The sequence below is a fragment of the Achromobacter sp. RTa genome, from assembly GCF_000757485.1.
Lineage (GTDB): Bacteria > Pseudomonadota > Gammaproteobacteria > Burkholderiales > Burkholderiaceae_B > Achromobacter.
The window spans coordinates 1-16,042 of sequence record NZ_JPYO01000046.1 but is presented as its reverse complement, the minus strand read 5'-3'; the positions used below and the strand labels follow the sequence as shown (position 1 = coordinate 16,042).

Annotated in this window: 16 protein-coding genes; 7 read left to right on the top strand and 9 right to left on the bottom strand. The window is 64.5% G+C overall.

Features of this window, described 5'->3' with window-relative positions:
* Window positions 1-80: 80 nt before the first annotated feature.
* A complete protein-coding gene (gene glaH / locus JL37_RS27225) occupies window positions 81-1,004 on the top strand; it encodes a glutarate dioxygenase GlaH (RefSeq protein ID WP_043548305.1) in 924 nt (307 codons plus the stop codon).
* A gap of 48 nt (window positions 1,005-1,052) precedes the next feature.
* Here glaH and JL37_RS27220 read toward each other — a convergent pair whose 3' ends face one another.
* From JL37_RS27220 to JL37_RS27195, 6 genes are read right to left on the bottom strand one after another with little or no spacing between them, the layout of a single operon-like run.
* Window positions 1,053-1,985 (bottom strand): carbon-nitrogen hydrolase family protein, encoded by a 933-nt coding sequence (locus JL37_RS27220; RefSeq protein ID WP_043548304.1) that lies wholly within the window; start codon window positions 1,983-1,985, stop codon window positions 1,053-1,055.
* The gene (locus tag JL37_RS27215) at window positions 1,982-2,653 is read right to left on the bottom strand and encodes an ABC transporter ATP-binding protein (protein WP_197064657.1); all 672 of its coding nucleotides are present in this window, start codon (window positions 2,651-2,653) and stop codon (window positions 1,982-1,984) included. Before JL37_RS27215 ends, JL37_RS27220 begins: the two co-directional genes overlap by 4 nt.
* Window positions 2,650-3,399: an ABC transporter ATP-binding protein gene (locus JL37_RS27210; RefSeq protein WP_043548300.1), complete on the bottom strand. Its 750-nt coding sequence runs from the start codon at window positions 3,397-3,399 to the stop codon at window positions 2,650-2,652. The genes JL37_RS27215 and JL37_RS27210 overlap by 4 nt, the downstream gene beginning before the upstream one ends.
* Entirely contained in the window at window positions 3,396-4,346 is a 951-nt protein-coding gene (locus JL37_RS27205; RefSeq protein WP_043548299.1) for a branched-chain amino acid ABC transporter permease, read from the bottom strand. Before JL37_RS27205 ends, JL37_RS27210 begins: the two co-directional genes overlap by 4 nt.
* A 2-nt stretch (window positions 4,347-4,348) precedes the next feature.
* On the bottom strand, window positions 4,349-5,248 hold the full coding sequence (locus JL37_RS27200; RefSeq protein ID WP_043548298.1) for a branched-chain amino acid ABC transporter permease: 900 nt from the start codon (window positions 5,246-5,248) through the stop codon (window positions 4,349-4,351).
* An 11-nt stretch (window positions 5,249-5,259) separates the two neighbouring features.
* Window positions 5,260-6,543: an ABC transporter substrate-binding protein gene (locus JL37_RS27195; protein WP_043548296.1), complete on the bottom strand. Its 1,284-nt coding sequence runs from the start codon at window positions 6,541-6,543 to the stop codon at window positions 5,260-5,262.
* 366 nt (window positions 6,544-6,909) lie between these two features.
* On the opposite strand from JL37_RS27195, the gene JL37_RS27190 reads away from it, so the two are divergent.
* The 3 genes from JL37_RS27190 to JL37_RS27180 all read left to right on the top strand — a co-directional run bounded on the left by JL37_RS27190 (window position 6,910) and on the right by JL37_RS27180 (window position 9,194).
* Entirely contained in the window at window positions 6,910-7,647 is a 738-nt protein-coding gene (locus JL37_RS27190; protein ID WP_043548295.1) for a TrmB family transcriptional regulator, read from the top strand.
* A gap of 66 nt (window positions 7,648-7,713) precedes the next feature.
* Window positions 7,714-8,613, top strand: coding sequence for a LysR family transcriptional regulator (locus JL37_RS27185; protein WP_043548294.1), 900 nt, complete (start codon window positions 7,714-7,716; stop codon window positions 8,611-8,613).
* A gap of 86 nt (window positions 8,614-8,699) precedes the next feature.
* Entirely contained in the window at window positions 8,700-9,194 is a 495-nt protein-coding gene (locus tag JL37_RS27180) for a hypothetical protein (protein WP_043548293.1), read from the top strand.
* 21 nt (window positions 9,195-9,215) lie between these two features.
* Here JL37_RS27180 and JL37_RS27175 read toward each other — a convergent pair whose 3' ends face one another.
* The gene (locus JL37_RS27175) at window positions 9,216-9,767 is read right to left on the bottom strand and encodes a Dps family protein (RefSeq protein ID WP_043548292.1); all 552 of its coding nucleotides are present in this window, start codon (window positions 9,765-9,767) and stop codon (window positions 9,216-9,218) included.
* A 152-nt stretch (window positions 9,768-9,919) separates the two neighbouring features.
* On the opposite strand from JL37_RS27175, the gene JL37_RS27170 reads away from it, so the two are divergent.
* Window positions 9,920-11,125, top strand: coding sequence for an MFS transporter (locus tag JL37_RS27170; RefSeq protein WP_052097634.1), 1,206 nt, complete (start codon window positions 9,920-9,922; stop codon window positions 11,123-11,125).
* Window positions 11,126-11,157: 32 nt separating this feature from the next.
* Here JL37_RS27170 and JL37_RS27165 read toward each other — a convergent pair whose 3' ends face one another.
* Window positions 11,158-11,370, bottom strand: a complete 213-nt coding sequence (locus JL37_RS27165; RefSeq protein WP_156124419.1) for a YbdD/YjiX family protein — start codon at window positions 11,368-11,370, stop codon at window positions 11,158-11,160.
* Window positions 11,371-11,389: 19 nt separating this feature from the next.
* Window positions 11,390-13,471, bottom strand: a complete 2,082-nt coding sequence (locus JL37_RS27160; protein ID WP_043548291.1) for a carbon starvation CstA family protein — start codon at window positions 13,469-13,471, stop codon at window positions 11,390-11,392.
* A gap of 317 nt (window positions 13,472-13,788) precedes the next feature.
* Here JL37_RS27160 and JL37_RS27155 point away from each other — a divergent pair, with 317 nt between their 5' ends.
* Window positions 13,789-15,207 carry a cache domain-containing protein gene (locus JL37_RS27155; RefSeq protein ID WP_043548290.1) on the top strand — a complete coding sequence of 473 codons (1,419 nt, stop codon included), beginning with the start codon at window positions 13,789-13,791 and terminating at the stop codon, window positions 15,205-15,207.
* Complete coding sequence (locus JL37_RS27150; protein WP_043548289.1) at window positions 15,204-15,860, top strand: response regulator transcription factor; 657 nt, start codon at window positions 15,204-15,206, stop codon at window positions 15,858-15,860. Before JL37_RS27155 ends, JL37_RS27150 begins: the two co-directional genes overlap by 4 nt.
* Window positions 15,861-16,042: the final 182 nt, after the last annotated feature.

Below are 16,042 nucleotides of genomic sequence, written 5' to 3'. Positions count from 1 at the left end.
ATATCGGCGGCCGCCGGTTTAATGCCGCAATCATGTCACGTCTAATGGTCTTCAGAGCCGCATTCATACAGGAGATCACCATGAGCGACATGAGCGACGCACGCCGTCTGTCCCCGGACACCGTCAAGGTGCGGAATCATCAAACCCACACCCGGATCCAGCAGGTGACGATAGCCCCGGAGGCGCTGCTGCGTTTCCTGGGCGCCGTCCGGGACATCGACGTCCAGAACCTGGAATATGTGCCCTTCATGCGGTTCAAGGTCGCCCAGGCCTTGATGCAGGCCTGCGGCGCCGGGCTGCGCGACACCCTCAATGCCATCGTCGAAGCCCGCGCGCACGGCGGATTCACCGTCGGCCTGCAGGGCCAGTCTTCCGATCCCGACGATTTCGTGAAGTTCGGCACAGCCATCGCCTACCTGCTCGGACCGGCCAACCACGACTCGATGTCCGGCAAATACTATGCGCGCTTCATGGTGAAGCACACGGACCACAGCGATTCCTATCTGCGCCAGGCCTATCGCCTGTTCACGATGCACACCGACGGCACCTATGTCTCCGAAGCGACGGACTGGCTGCTGATGATGAAATTCGGCGAGCGCGACGCCGTGGGCGGCGAGTCGCGCTTCCTGCATCTGGATGACTGGGAGAATATCGACGATTTTGCAGGCCACCCGCTGGCGACCAAGCCGCTGCTGTATAAGTCTCCAGCCTCGAAAAATGTCGTGGAAGAGGTGGAAAGGCCCCTCTTCTTCCAGAACCGCTACGGTCTGGCGATCTGCTTCATCGATCAGTTCGTCCAGCCGGCCACGCTTGAAGAGGCCATGTATCTGCACGACCTGTCGGCATCGATGGAGGCCAGTTGCGGCGTGCAGGAAGTCACGCTGCCCCCCGGCGAGCTCGTCGTGCTCAACAACTATTTCTATCTGCACGGCCGCGCGCCGTTCCAGAAGAGTGAATCGCTGCACCGCGAACTGATGCGTATCCGGGGCCTGTTCGCGCGCTGAACGCCCCGTGCCGCCGAGGCGGCTCCCGCCCGGGGAGCCGCCGCCCGTTTACGCCTGGCCGATCGTCACCACCGGCGGCTTGGGCGTTTCATCCACGACCAGCTTGAAGATATCCGGACGGGCGTAGTGCCCGACCACATCGAAGTCATATTTACCGCGCGTGACGTCGTCCAGGTCGATATCGGCCGTGAGTATGCATTCGCCTTCGTGGTCCGGGCCCGCCAGCAACTGCCCGGCGGGACCGATAATGGCGCTGCCGCCGCGCATCAGCACGGTATCGGCCGAATTGCCCTGGATGGCATCGTAGTCCTCGGGAAAATCGCCCCGCGTGATGTACTGGCAGGCCGAAAAGACGAAACAGCGCCCTTCCATGGCGATGTGCCGCATGCTGGTGATCCACTCATCGCGATCGTCCGCCGTCGGTGCGCAATAGAGCTGGATGCCTTTGCCGTACATTGCCATGCGCAGCAGCGGCATGTAGTTTTCCCAGCAGATCACGGTGCCCATTTTTCCATGCGGCGTGTCGAACACGGGCATGGTGGAGCCGTCGCCGTAGCCCCAGATCAGCCGCTCCACGGCGGTCGGCATCAGCTTGCGGTGCTTGCCTATCATTTCGCCGCTGGGCGCAAAATGCAGCGCGGTGCAATAGAGCGTGCCGATATCTTGCTCCATCACGCCGACCACGACGTAGGCCTGAGCCTCGCGGGCGGCTGCGCCGATTTCGTCCACCTCGGGTCCGGGCACCGTGATCGCGCCATTGAAGTAGCGCAGGAACTCCTCGCGCCCGCGCGGCAGCCGGCCGCCCACGCGCGCGCCGAAATCGCTGCCCTTCGGATAGCCGGAGATGGTGGCTTCCGGAAACACGATCAGCTTGGCGCCCAGCTCCGCCGCCTCGCGGATCTTGGCGACAACTTTCCCCACCGTGGCCTGCTTGTTGAACGGGATCGATGCGGTCTGGACGACCGCCGCCTTGAATGTCATTGCGAGGACTCCTCAGAGATGATTTCGCCGCGTTCAATGGTGACGACCCGGTCGGCCATCGGCTGCAGCAGCTTGGGATTGGATTCGGTGATAAGCACGGCAAGATCGGGCTTGCGCGCGCGCAAGGTTTTCAGGCTGTCGGCATAGCGCAGCGCCAGCGCCGGCGCGAGGCCCTGGAAAGGTTCGTCCAGCAGCACCAGGTTCTCACCCGCCATCAGCGCGCGGCCCAGCGCCACCATCTTCTGTTGTCCGCCCGACAGCAGGCCTCCCAGGCGGTGATTGAGCTGCTCGAGCTCCGGCGCCACGGAATAGATCAGATCCAGCCTTTCACGTATCTGCTGCGCGCCGAGCTTGCAGGCCCAGGCAGGCACCATCATGTTCTCGATGACGGTGAACTTGCCGATCAGGCGGCGCTCTTCCGGCGCAAACCCGATGCCCAGGCCGGCGCGCCCATGGGCTTCGCGCGCGGCCAGGTTCCGCCCCTGGAACAGAAGGCTGCCCTGGGCCAGCGGCAACGTGCCCATGATGCCGCGCAGGAGCGAAGTCTTGCCCGCCCCATTGCGCCCGATCAGGGCCACGGTTTCTCCGGCGCGGATATCGAGATCGACCTCGCGCAACACCTTCGCGCCTTCGATGTATGCGACCAGCTTGCTTGCCTGCAGCATCATTGGACGCCTCCGATCACGTTGCGCAAGACCTCTTCGTTCTGGAGAATCTCGGCGGGCGGACCATCGGCGGCGACCTGGCCCGCATTCCAGACGATGACGCGGTCCATATAGCGCTCGACCAATTCCATATCGTGCTCGACCAGCAACGCCGCGATATTCCTTTGCCGCAAGACCGGCATCAACATATCCATGATCTCGAACTTCTCCTGGGAGCTGACCCCGCTGGTGGGCTCGTCCATCAACAGCAGGCTCGGCGAGAGGGCCAGCGCTACGGCGATGTCCACCAGCTTGCGCACGCCCTCAGGCAAAGAGCCGATCTGCCTCCCTGCCTGGCCGAGCAGGCCGAAAATGGCGAGTAGCTCTTCGGCCTCGTCACGCGCCGCCTTGCGATACAGGGAAGACAGCGTCCAGAAACCATCGCGGGCGGCCAGCGCGAGCAGCAGGTTCTCGATCACGGACTGCTCGGAGAACAGCTGCGGCAGCTGGAACGTACGGGCGATGCCCAGGCGCGTGATGGCGCGGGGCTTGAGCCGGGTAAGGTCCTTGTCGCCGAAGAGCACGCTGCCCTGCGTGGGCCGCACATAACCGGTGCACAGGTTCAGGAACGTAGTCTTGCCTGAGCCATTGGGCCCGATGATGGATGCGATCTGCCCGCGGTAGATGTGCAGGTTCACGCCGTTGGCCGCCTTGACGCCGCCGAACTCGACGTGCAGATCCTTGGAACTGATGATGACCTGGCCTTTCATTGCCGGGCCTCCTTGCGGCCGAACAGGCGCAGGCCCAGGCCGAACAATCCCGTCGGCGCAAACAACACGATCGCCACCAGCACCACCCCCATGATCAGTTGCCAGGAATTGGCCGCATAGGCGCTCGCGGCGCTGCGCACCGCCTCGAAGGAAACCGCGCCCAGCAAGGCCCCCAGCACATTGCCGATACCTCCCAGCACCGCGATGAAGACGAATTCGGCCGAACGGCTCCAATAGGCCATTTCCGGCGTGACGTGGCCTGTTCCCATCGCCGCGATGGCGCCGCCCAGACCCGCGAGCGCTGCGGACACGACGTGGCCCACGTAAAGCACCTGGCGCCCCGAGATGCCCAGGTATTCCAAGCGGGTCTCGTTGGTCTTGAGGGCCGCCAGCGCCTGGCCCGGAGGCGAATTCAGATAGCGCGTCACGACCAGCAGCGCGACGGCCAGCATGACCAGGGCGGTGTAGAACAAGGCCCAGCCGAAAACCTCGATCTCCAGAGGCACGCCGGCCAGCGACTGTATCCGCACCGGCAAGCCATCGCTCCCCCCCGTCAGGCCATACAGCTTGAGCACCAGCGTAAATCCCACCATGGAAAAAGCCAGATTCAGCATGGCGTAGAAGATGTCGCGATAGCGCGACAGGATCAGGCCCAGGATGGCGCCCAGCGCCGCGCTCGACACAACCGCCATGGCGATGACGGCCAGCGCGTCCGCGCTCACGTGGCGCGCGCCGAAGGCGGCGGCATAGGCGCCGCAGGCGAAATACAGCGCGTGGCCAAAAGAGACCTGGCCGGCGCGCAACAGCAGCAACAGCCCCAAAGCGCAGAACGATATCGCCATGGCCATGGTCGCGAGCGGCCGCAGCGACGGCGCGATCAGCGGCAGGGCCGCAAGCAAGAGCAACGGCAGGCAGGCGAGCGCCGTCGTTTTGAAATAGGTTTTCATCTTCAGATCCGACGGACTTGTGGCTTGCCGAAAAGGCCGTAAGGCTTGACAAGGAGAATCGCGGTCATGACCAGATACGGCGCGACGGAGGACAAGGGAGGCAACAGATGCACGCATAAGGCCTGCACCAGTCCGACGATCACGGCGGTCACCGCCGTGCCCTGGAAATGGCCGAGTCCGGCAGTGGCCACGATGGCGAAGGAAAGCACGATGGAGTCGGCGCCTATGCCCGGCACCAGCGAGGTCGTGGGGGAAGCCAACGCCCCGCCCAGGGCAGCGAGCGCGGTGCCCAGCATGAAAGTGATCGTGTAGACCCGCTTGGCATTGATGCCCAGCACGCGCGCCACCTCGTAGTCCTCGATGACCGTCGCGATCAGCTTTCCTTGCCTCGTCTTGTTGAAATAGAAGGACAAGGCAAGCATCACGACGATCGCCGAGAGCGGCAGCACGAACAGCTGGTAGGCCGTGTAGTAGATGCCGCCCACCTCGACCATCCCGAGCATGGCGAGCGGCGCGTCATTGAACTGCGGCTCCACTCCGAACATCATTTTCTGCACGTCCTCCAGGATCATGAAGATCCCGAAGGTGAGCAGGAGCTGGAGCGCGTGCTCCTTGCCATAGATGCGGCGCAGCAGAAAGCGCTCGATGAGCGGCCCCAGCGTCACGCCGATGGCTACCGCCGCCAGCAACAGGGCCGGATAGGTCCAGATGCCGCCATCAGGGCCCGCCAGCCAGAGCCCAAGGGTCACGGCGCCGTAGGCGCCAAGCGCGTAGAAGCTCCCATGGGCGACGTTCAGGATGCGCATGATGCCGAAGATCAGGCTCAGGCCCACCGCCACCATGAACAGCACCGAGGCGTGCGCCAACCCATCCAACGTGGCCAGTAATAGCGTTTGTTGCATGATGAGGCCGTTTATTCCGCGGGAGTGCCGACTTTCTGCAGGACTTCCGGCGAAAGCGTCTTGAACCAGTCATCGCTCTTCACGCCCACGGGCGGAGAGGTCAGCTCGGGAGGAATCACCAGGAGCTGCTTGAGCGTCTTGAAGTTCTGCCCCCTTTTCTCCGTGGCAACGCCCAGCAGTTGGCCTTCCATCGCCTGATGGTCATCGCGGATTTTCAGCTGGCCCGTGAAATCATTGAGCTCCAGCCCATTCCACCCCTTGAGCAACGCGGCTTGCAGCGTCTTGCGATCGCCGTCCCAGGACGTCTCAAGCGCCTGCTGAACGGCGCGCACGGCCTGCGCCATGTGATACGACGGGAAACTCGGATAGGCCCCCGTGCTATTTTCGAAATCCGTCACGAAGGCCTGGTGTTCGGCGTTTCCGGCCATGGCGGGATTGAATGCCCAGCTATCGCCGCGCATGCCCACAATGGCCCCTTCCGGAAAGGCCTTGCCCAGCTGCTGCATGGAGCTCTCGCCATTGGCTGCCACCAGCCGGGAATTACGGAACAGCGCCCGTGACGAAGCCTGCTTGACGAACGTGTTCATGTCCCCGCCCCACAGCGTCGTGAAGATCACGTCCGGACGCAGGGCCGACAGGCGGGAAATCTCGGTCGAGTAGTCCGAGGTGCCAAGCTTGGGGAACATTTCGGCGACGATCTTCACGTCCGGACGCAGGGCCTGGACCGCGCCCCGAAATGCGGCCCAGTTATCGCGGCCGAACGCGTAATCCTGATTGATGCCGGCGATAGTCTTGATCTCGGGCATCAGCTTGAGCATGTACAGCGCCGTCGCGACGTTGTTCGACGGGGTGTAGTCGGACGTCCGGTATACATATTCGTACTTGGCGTCGGTGTAGATCCGCTCGGTGCCGCAGTCCCACAGCATCGTGGGCATCTTCAATTGCTCGGCGACCGGCGCGACCGCCAGGCAGATCGAACTCGACAGCCCGATGATCATCGCATCCACCTTGCCCGACTCGACCAGGCTGCGGTATTCCACGACGACGTTGTCCACGCCGTGGTTCTCATCGATGAAGACCAGTTCGATCGGTGCGCCCTTGATGCCGCCGGCGCTGTTGATCTTTTCCACCTGCAGACGGGCTGCCTGCTGGGCCGGGACGCCGAACACGGCTCCGGCGCCCGACAGGTAGGTGGACACGCCGATACGGATGGGTTCTGCCGCCTGGGCCGGTTGCCACAAAGCGAAAACCGCACCCAGAACAGCTGAAAACAAGCCCTTGTCTATCAATTTCATTGCTTCCCCTCGTTCGCATACACAAATTTCGTCTGTAGGCGCGCAGCCCCCGCCTTGCGCTTGCAACTTCCCGGCGCGGACCTGTCCAATGAGCGGAAAGTGTATTTATAACGGTTTTATCCGTCAATTAAATAACACTTTGGGTTAACCCTATGAAAATTATAACATGCTGTTTTTATTGTATTTTTTACCTTATGAATTCACCTGAAAATGCTAAATCAATCGATTTTTGTGAATTTATGTCGGCAATTTCCGACATCAAAAAACGTGGACACCGCTAGCGCTGTTTGATACTGTCTAGCCGCTTTAGGCATACCGCCAACGGGCTGTGCACCCGCAGGCCCACCAAAGGGAGACGCGTAAGGGATGGATCTGGAAGAGAAGCTCGGGCGGCTGGGTATTAGCGGCAATCTCTACCGGGTATACAGGGCCGCCATTGAATTGGGCGAAGTGCCGGTATCCGAACTGGCGGCGAGCGCCGGCCTGGCGCGCACCACGACCTACGACGCGGTGCTGAGGCTGGAAGAGGAAGGCTTGCTGAGGATCGAAGGAGCCGACCGCAAGCGCCACGTAGTGGCGCATGACCCTTCCGTGCTGCTCGAATACGTAGCAGCCAGGCGCGTCATGGTCACGGAAATGATGCCGGAGCTCAGGTCCATGTATAACCAGGCCAAGGGCAAGCCCAAGACGCGCTTCTACGAGGGCGCCGAGGGCATCCGCACCGTGCTTTGGGACAGCCTGAATGCACCGGTTTCCCTGCGGGCCACCTTCTCGATGTCCGAATTGCGTGAAGTCCCGGGCCTGGAAGAGATCAATCGCTACCGCGACGCGCGCATCGACAGGGGCATCAGCATGCGCGTGATCCGTTCGCGCAGCCGCGACACCGACGACATCTGGCCTGCCAGCGAAGCCGAACTGCGCGAATTGCGATGGGCGCCGGCAGAGACCAGCGTAGCGATGACCACCCTGATCTACGGCAATTGTGTCGCAATGATTTCATCCAAGCGCGAAAACTATGGCCTCATCATCGAAAGCACGGAATACGCCCAGCACCAGGGCATGCTGTTCGATGCCTTCTGGGCGTCATGCCTGCCCGCGGCTTGACCTGGATCGCCTGGCTCGCGCCCATCCCAGGCACCAAGCGCCAGGGTTCACCGGCACTTTAGCCGCATGAACGATCAAAACGTCGAGACACGCACGCTGCGCTACTTTGTGGCCGTGGTGGAAAGCCTGCACTTCTCCAGGGCGGCAGACCGCCTGGGCGTCTCCCAATCCGTCTTGAGTGTCGCCATCCAGAAGCTTGAGTCCCAGCTGGGCATCAAGCTGCTCCATCGGAACAAGAGACAGCCTGTCACGCTGACGGACGCAGGCCGGACTTTTCACGCGCACGCCGTCATCGCGCTCCAGCACATAGATCAGGCGGTGCAGACCGGCCTGCTCGCGGCGCGCGGGCTCGTCGGCGTGGTGAAGGCGGGCTTCGTGGCATCTGCCGTTACCAGCGGCGCCATGCCCGGGCTGCTGAGGGCCTTTCGGGCAGAACATCCCGCCGTGCAATTGGAAATAGCCCCGATGGACACGCCGACGCAGCTGGAAAACCTGAAAAACGGCGTCATAGACATAGGCGCGCTGCGGGCGCGCCGGGAATATCCGCCAGGCGTGGATGCCGTCGTCATGCATGTAGAGCAGCTCGCCGTCGCCATCGCCGAGAACCACTTTCTATGCTTGAAGGATGAAATTTTGCCGCAGGACCTGGCGGGCGAATCCTTCATCATCCCGCAATTTGACGAACAGGAAGGATTCTCGGAAATCCTGGCGGACCTGGCTCGCCAGGGCGGGTTTCCCGACCGGCCGTATCAGCGCGTCAAGGACTTCATGTCCGCGGTTACCCTGGCGGCGGCAGGCTACGGGGTCGTGCTGGCCCCCGATTCCATCCTGAGCCTGTCGCCCCCAGGGATAACGTACCGCCGCATCGCCAGCTTTGACCGCGACGTGAAGCTGGCACTGGCTTTCCGCACCCGGGGCAACTCGCCCGCGGTCGAGGCCTTGATCGGGAAAGTGCGCGCCAGATAGCCCACCCGCTGGCGGATTTGGGCCGGACGCGGTAATGGGCCACAATCCCGGGTCTGCGAGCAAACAAATCCAGGAGTAGTACGGCAGTGAACGACACCCGCAATCCGGACAGCGACATACCCGGCAGCCAACAGCAGCCCACGCTTTGGCGCGATGACGGCTGGACCGCCCGCATCATCAAGAACGAAGAGGATGATGGCTGGGCCGTGGAAATGACCATGGACGGACAAGCCGAGCCCGCCCTGGTGGGCCCTTGGACCATGGGCCGCGACAAGAAGAACCCCAAGCCGCTCGACTCCCCGGCCTTCATCACCTTGGTCAAGACCGCCAAGGAAGTCCTGCGCCGTCACGAACAGCAATTGCATGCCACGCTGCACAAGAGCGTCAGGATCGACAGCGCCGCCGGCCGCCTGACCGTCAAGCTGGATATCGTTCCCGACGAAGACGAGCCGTATGCCGTGCTGAGCGCCTACGACGAATCCGGCGAACAGCTGGCCCAGACTCAGGTCCCGCCGACGTACAAGCTGAGCGTGCAGCGCGCATCGGAGTGGGCCAGCGGCGGCTTCGGCAAGCACGGCTGACGCACGGCCATCGCGGCCGTCTCAGTGCCCCGTCGAATCCCCTGCCCGGCTGGCCTCGAACAGGAACCAGGTGCGGCGCTCGGTTTCGTCGATCCAGTTCTCGATCAGGCTGGAACTGGCGATGTCGCGATGCTCGTCGGTGATGTTGTGCGCCTCGCGCAGCGCCGCCGCCAGCGCCTTGTTGTCTTCGCGCAGCTCGGCCAGCATGTCCAGCGGCTGCACGTAGTCGGCGTCGTTGTCCGCGATGCGCTGCGAGCGCGCGATGTGCCCGATCGAACGCAGGGTCGTGCCGCCGATCTTGCGGATGCGCTCGGCGATCGGGTCCGTCATGGCGAACAGCTGGTCGCCCTGCTCGTCCAGCAGCAGGTGGTAATCGCGGAAATGGGGCCCGCTGACGTGCCAGTGGAAGTTCTTGGTCTTGAGATACAGCGCGAACACGTCGGCCAGTATCTGATTCAGGGCGGCGGAAATATCCCGTGTCGCCGCGCCTTCCAGATCTGTCGGCGTCGCCAGCGGGCGCTTGCGCCGCTCTTTCAGCGTTTTGGTGGTCTTCTCATCCAGTTTCTTGGCCATGGGTCGTAGCTCCTAACCGATCAGGGAAAAACGCAGACGCGACGCGGGACGTTCCGCGCCGCGATTGCCTAGCGTAAGCCCGCCCGCGCGCTTTGCCAATGGCCGGAAGGAGTATGCTACGCCGCTTCCAACCAGCGGATCCATTCATCCCTATGCGCGGCAATCCCGACGTCAGGCAAGGCGTCATCGCGTTGCACGGGTTCTACTTCCTGTATTACGGCCTGCAGGGCGTCAGCATCCCCTTCCTGCCCCTGTGGTTCGCCAGCCGCGGCCTGGACCCCGCGCTCATCGGGCTCATCGTCGCCACGTCCTTCCTGCCCAAGATCCTGTCCACGCCGGTCGTGGCCCACGTGGCCGACCAGACCGGCCAGGCGCACGCCTTGATCGCCTCCGCGCTGGCCGCCTCGCTGCTGCTGTTCATCTGCTATCCGTTCAGCGCGGCGCCCGCCTGGCTGCTTGCCGTCACCCTGCTGCTGAATGCCGTTTTCCCGGCCGTCCTGCCCCTGATGGACCGCATGGCCATCGCCAGCGGACGCGGGCGCAGCTCATACACCGTCATGCGGGCCTGCGGCTCGATGGGCTTCGCGGCCGTCACCGTGGCCGGCGGTTACCTGATCAAGGCTTTCGACGCCGACTGGGTGATCTGGCTATCCATCCTGCTGATCGTGGCCTGCCTGGCCTGCGTCCGGCTGCTGCCGCAGGCCGCCCGCCCCGCCCCCGGGGACGCGCCTGTGGAACGCGTGCGCCTGCCCATGCGCGAAGTGCTGCGCGACCGCCCCCTGCTGCTGTGCATCGGCGCGGCCTCGCTGGTCCAGGCCAGCAACGGCTTCCTGTATTCCTATTCCACGCTCTACTGGACCGATGCCGGCCTTTCCACGGCCCTGATCTCCCTGCTCTGGGTCGTCGGCGTCGCCAGCGAAGTGCTTTTCTTCTTCCTGGCGCCGGCGATTCTCGCCCGCAGCGGCGCCCAATGGCTCATCCTGGCCTCGGCCGCCATGACCGCGATCCGCTGGGCGGGGCTGTCCGCCACCACGGATCCGGCGCTCATCGCTGCGTTGCAGTTGCTCCAGTGCTTCACCCTGGCCGGCAACAACGCCGCGATCATGTGGTACATCGCCCGCCACGTGCCCGCCGCCTGCAAGACATCGGCCATCGCCCTCTACGCCTTGCTCTCGGGCGGCGTCTTCATGTTCGGCAGCATCCAGCTGGGCGGCGCGCTGTACCGCGGCTACGCCCCCGGCGGATTTCTGGCGATGGCCTTCTGCGCGCTGTGCGCGATTCCTCTCATCATGTATTCGGACAGGTTGCGCCGCCGCGCGGGCTGCCCGGCTGAAACCCGCCCGCGCCGCCCCAAATGAAAAAAGGCCTCGCTTGCGCGAGGCCTTTCCGGTCAGCAGCAGCCGATGCGTTTCTTTCCGCCGTAGCGCGCGTCCTGGCGCTCGCGGAAGAATTCCTCGTAGCTCATCGGCTCCTGGTCGGGATGCGTGCGCCGCACATGCTCGACATACGTTTCGTAGTCGGGCACGCCCACCATCAGCCGGAGCGTCTGCCCCAGGTAGCGGCCGGCCGCGCCGGCCGCCGAACTCATGTTGGAAAACAGCATGCGGCGTCTCCTCAGGCGATCAATCCGCACCCGCCGCGACTGGCAGCGTTTCGTACGGGGTTTCGCGCGCCGTGGGCTTGTTCTCATTGCGCGCGCGCTGCACGGAACGCAGCCCGAACACCACGATGCTCACCACGACGAAGATGAAGATCCCGCACAGGCCGGCGTTGATGTAGTCGTTCAGCACCACGCGCGACATCTCGGCCAGCGACTTGGCCGGAGCCAGGACCGTGCCCTCGGCGATCGCCGCGTTGTACTTGTCGGCATGCGCCAGGAAGCTCACGCGCGGGTCGGCGTGGAACAGCTTCTGCCAGCCGGCCGTCAGCGTGCATGCCAGCAGCCACAGCGTGGGCAGCACGGTGACCCAGGCGTAGCGGTCGCGCTTCATCTTGAACAGCACCACGGTGCCCAGGGTCAGTGCAATGGCGGCAAGCATCTGGTTGGCGATGCCGAACAGCGGCCACAGGGTATTGATGCCGCCCAGCGGATCCACCACGCCCTGGTACAGGAAGTAGCCCCAGGCCAGGACGCACAGGCCGGTGGCGATCAGGTTGGCGGGCAGCGAATCCGTGCGCTTGAGCGACGGCGCGAACGTGCCCAGCAGGTCCTGCAGCATGAAGCGGCCCGCGCGCGTGCCGGCGTCGACCGCCGTCAGGATGAACAGGGCCTCGAACAGGATGGCGAAGTGGTACCAGAAGGCCATCATGCCCGCGCCGCCGATGGCCTGGTGCAGGATGTGCGCCATGCCGACGGCCAGCGTCGGCGCGCCGCCTGCGCGCGAAATGATGGTGCTCTCGCCCACGTCCTTGGCCGTCTGGACCAGATCGGCCGGCGTCACCACGAAGCCCCAGCTGGACACGACCTGGGCGACGTGCTCGGGCGTCGTGCCGATCACGGCCGCCGGGCTGTTCATCGCGTAGTAAATGCCCGGCTCGATCACGCAAGCCGCGACCAGCGCCATGATGGCCACGAACGACTCCATCAGCATGCCGCCGTAGCCGATGTAGCGGGCCTGGGTTTCGTTCTCGATCAGCTTGGGCGTGGTGCCCGAGGAGATCAAGGCGTGGAAGCCCGACACGGCGCCGCAGGCGATCGTGATGAAGAGGAACGGGAACAGGTTGCCGGACCAGACCGGGCCGGAGCCGTCGACGAACTGCGTCAGCGCGGGCATCTTCAGTTCAGGCGCGACCACGACGATGCCGATGGCCAGGCCGACGATGGTGCCGATCTTCAGGAAGGTCGACAGGTAGTCGCGCGGCGCCAGCAGCAGCCACACCGGCAGCACCGATGCGATGAAACCGTAGATGATCAGGATCCAGGTCAGGCCCTTGCCGTCGAAGTCGAACATGGGGCCCAGCACCGGATGCGCGGCCACGTCCTGCCCGAAGGTGATGGCCGCCATCAGGCCGACGAAGCCGATGATGGAGACCTCGCCGATCTTGCCCGGGCGGATGTAGCGCAGGTACACGCCCATGAAGAGCGCGATGGGGATCGTGGCGGCCACCGTGAAGGTGCCCCAGGGCGAATGCGTCAGGGCCTTGACGACGATCAGCGCCAGCACGGCCAGGATGATCACCATGATCATGAACGCGCCGAACAGCGCGATCACGCCGGGGATCTTGCCCAGCTCGGACTTGACCAGGTCGCCCAGCGAACGGCCGTCGCGGCGGGTCGAGATGAACAGGATCGTGAAATCCTGCACGGCGCCGGCGAACACCACGCCGGCCAGGATCCACAGCATGCCTGGCAGATAACCCATCTGCGCGGCCAGCACCGGGCCCACCAGCGGGCCGGCGCCGGCGATGGCGGCGAAGTGGTGGCCGAACAGCACGTGCTTGTTGGTAGGCACGTAGTCCAGGCCGTCGTTGTACTTCCACGCCGGCGTCATGCGCGTGGGGTCCAGCTGGAAGACCTTGTTGGCGATGAATCGGCTGTAGTACCGATAAGCGATCAGATACACGCATACGGCGGCGATCACCACCCATAGCGCATTGATGGTCTCCCCTCTGGCAAGCGCCACGGTGCCCAGCGCGAACGCGCCCAGTACCGCAACCGCCAGCCAGACCAGGTGCTGACCCAGTCCCTTACTGCTGGTTTGCATAAGTGCTCCTCTTGCCTCCCGCCATGCTTTTGGCGTGGAAACGCTTTTATCGTCCCGCGGAAGGCAGACTCATTGTTGTGGGGTGGCGGACGCGCACGCCCGCGCTGCGCCCTGTCGACGCGGACGCTAGTATTTCGTTTTGCCCCGGCCGCAACAAGCGCGAAACTACGCAAGCGAGCTACGTGTTACTACGCAATGCGTCGCAGCATAATTTCCTGAAAACCGTAAAATCCGCGGCAGGTCCCTTCCTTGTTACCTGGGAAGCTCGCCGATTGATGCGTCGCAACAAACAAAATCCGCGCTGATACAAATCCCCTATGAAGCTGCGCCTGAAAATCCTGCTGCTGGCCGCGGTGCCCCTGCTGGTGGCGCTGGCCGCCATCACGGTCGCCGTCTACGTGCAGGGCCTGCAATTGGCCCAGCGCGAAAAGCAGGTGGTGGAGAACGCTTGGCTGGCCAGCAAGGAAGGCGAGCTGCGCCATTACGTGAGCCTGGCCTACAGCGCCATCGCGCCGCTGCAGGCCTCGGCCGACGACGACGCCACGCGCCAGCGCGCGCTGGACCTCCTGGCGCAGATGGAATTCGGGCACGACGGCTACTTTTTCGTCTACGACCTGAAGGGCAGAAACCTCATGCACCCGCGCCAGCCCGAGTTGGTCGGGCAGGATCTCTGGGAGCTGCGCGATACCAAGGGCCAGCCCGTCATCCAGAACCTGCTGACGGCCGCCCGGCGCGGCGGCCAGCAAGGCGAGGCCGTGCACTATCTATGGGAAAAGCCCTCCACCCACCAGACCGAGGAAAAGCTCGGTTACGTGGTGGTGATGGAACGCTGGGGCTGGATGCTGGGCACTGGCATCTACCTGGACGACGTGGAGCAGGCGCTGGAACGCATCGACGCGGCCGCGCAGGCCAATATCCGCAAGATGTTCGCCTGGGTGGCCGGCATCGCCGTCGTCTCCATCCTGGGCGTGGCCGCCTGCGGCCTCGCCCTGAATATCAGCGACCACCGCCAGTCCGACGCCAAACTGCGGCTGATGGCCCGGCAGCTGGTGCGTTCCCAGGAGGACGAACGCGCCCGACTGTCGCGCGAGCTGCACGATGGCATCAGCCAGGTGCTGGTGTCCATCAAGCTGTCGCTGGAGGCGGCCCGCGAACGGCTGCGGCAGTCGGTGCCCGCGGACACCCCCGCGCTGGCCCGCATCGATACTCCGCTGGGCGGCGCGCTGGACAGGCTGAACACGGCCGTGGGCGAAGTCCGGCGCATTTCGCACAACCTGCGCCCCACCCTGCTGGACGACCTGGGCCTGCCCGCGGCGCTCGAGCACCTGGGCCGCGAATTCGCCATCCCCAAGCCCGACGGCTCCCCGCCGCTGGCCGTGCGCCTGCATACCACCGGGCAGCCGGTCAAGCTGCCCGAGGCCTACGCCACCGCGCTGTTCCGCGTGACGCAGGAAGCCCTGACCAACGTCATCCGCCACGCCGGCGCCACCCGCGCCGACATGACGCTGGCGTACTCCGCGCGCGACCTGCGCCTGACCATCGCCGACGACGGCGGAGGCTTCGACTACGACGAGGTGCAGCAAGACCCTCGCCGCGGAATCGGTCTGCGCAACATGCGGGAACGCATGAACGCGCTATCGGGTAACCTGACTTTCCACTCCGGCGCGCAAGGCACTGTCCTGCAGGCCTGGCTCCCCCTGCCGGCCGCCGCGCCTCCCGCGAGTTCCCAAGCATGAACGACAAGCCCGACGCCATCCGACTGCTGCTGATCGACGACCATCCCCTGGTTCGAGACGGCTTGCGGCTGCGCCTTGAAACCGCGCCCCAGCTGCACGTGGTGGGCGAAGCCGGCAACGCCGCCGCTGCCCTCGCTTTCCTGGCGGGCTGCCTTGCCGAGGATCCCCAGGGCGGCACTCTGCCCCATCTGGCGCTGATGGACCTGAACATGCCGGGCGTGGGCGGGCTGGACCTGACCGCGCAACTGCACGAGCGCTATCCGCAGATCGCGGTGCTGGTCCTTTCCATGCACGACAATCCGGAATACATGGTGCATGCCGTGAAGGCAGGCGCCCGCGGCTACCTGCTGAAAGACGAGCCGGCACAGGAAATCGTCACGGCCATCGAGGCCGTCATGGCCGGCCGCAGCTACTTCAGCGCGGCCGTGGCCCTGCGGCTGTCGCAGGCCAGCGCCCCGGCCACGCTGCTGACCCAGCGCGAACGCGACGTGCTGCGCCACATCGCTAGCGGCCACGCGAACAAGCAGATCGCCCAGGCCCTGGGCCTGTCCGTGCGCACGGTGGAGACCCACCGCCTCAACATCAAGCGCAAGCTGGGCATAGACGGCCAGGCGGAGCTGATCAAGTACGCGGTAGAAAACCGCGGGGTGTAGAAGGCCCCCACGCTGCGCACGCTTTGCGTGCTTGCTGCCCCCCGAGGGGGCTGGCCCGCCTTGGGGCGGCCCGGCGGAAGGTGTGTGCCCCCACGCTGCGCACGCTTTGCGTGCTTGCTGCCCCCCGAAGGGGGCTGGCTGTACAGACCGGGGACATAGGTAACAGGTGTACGGGAACATGG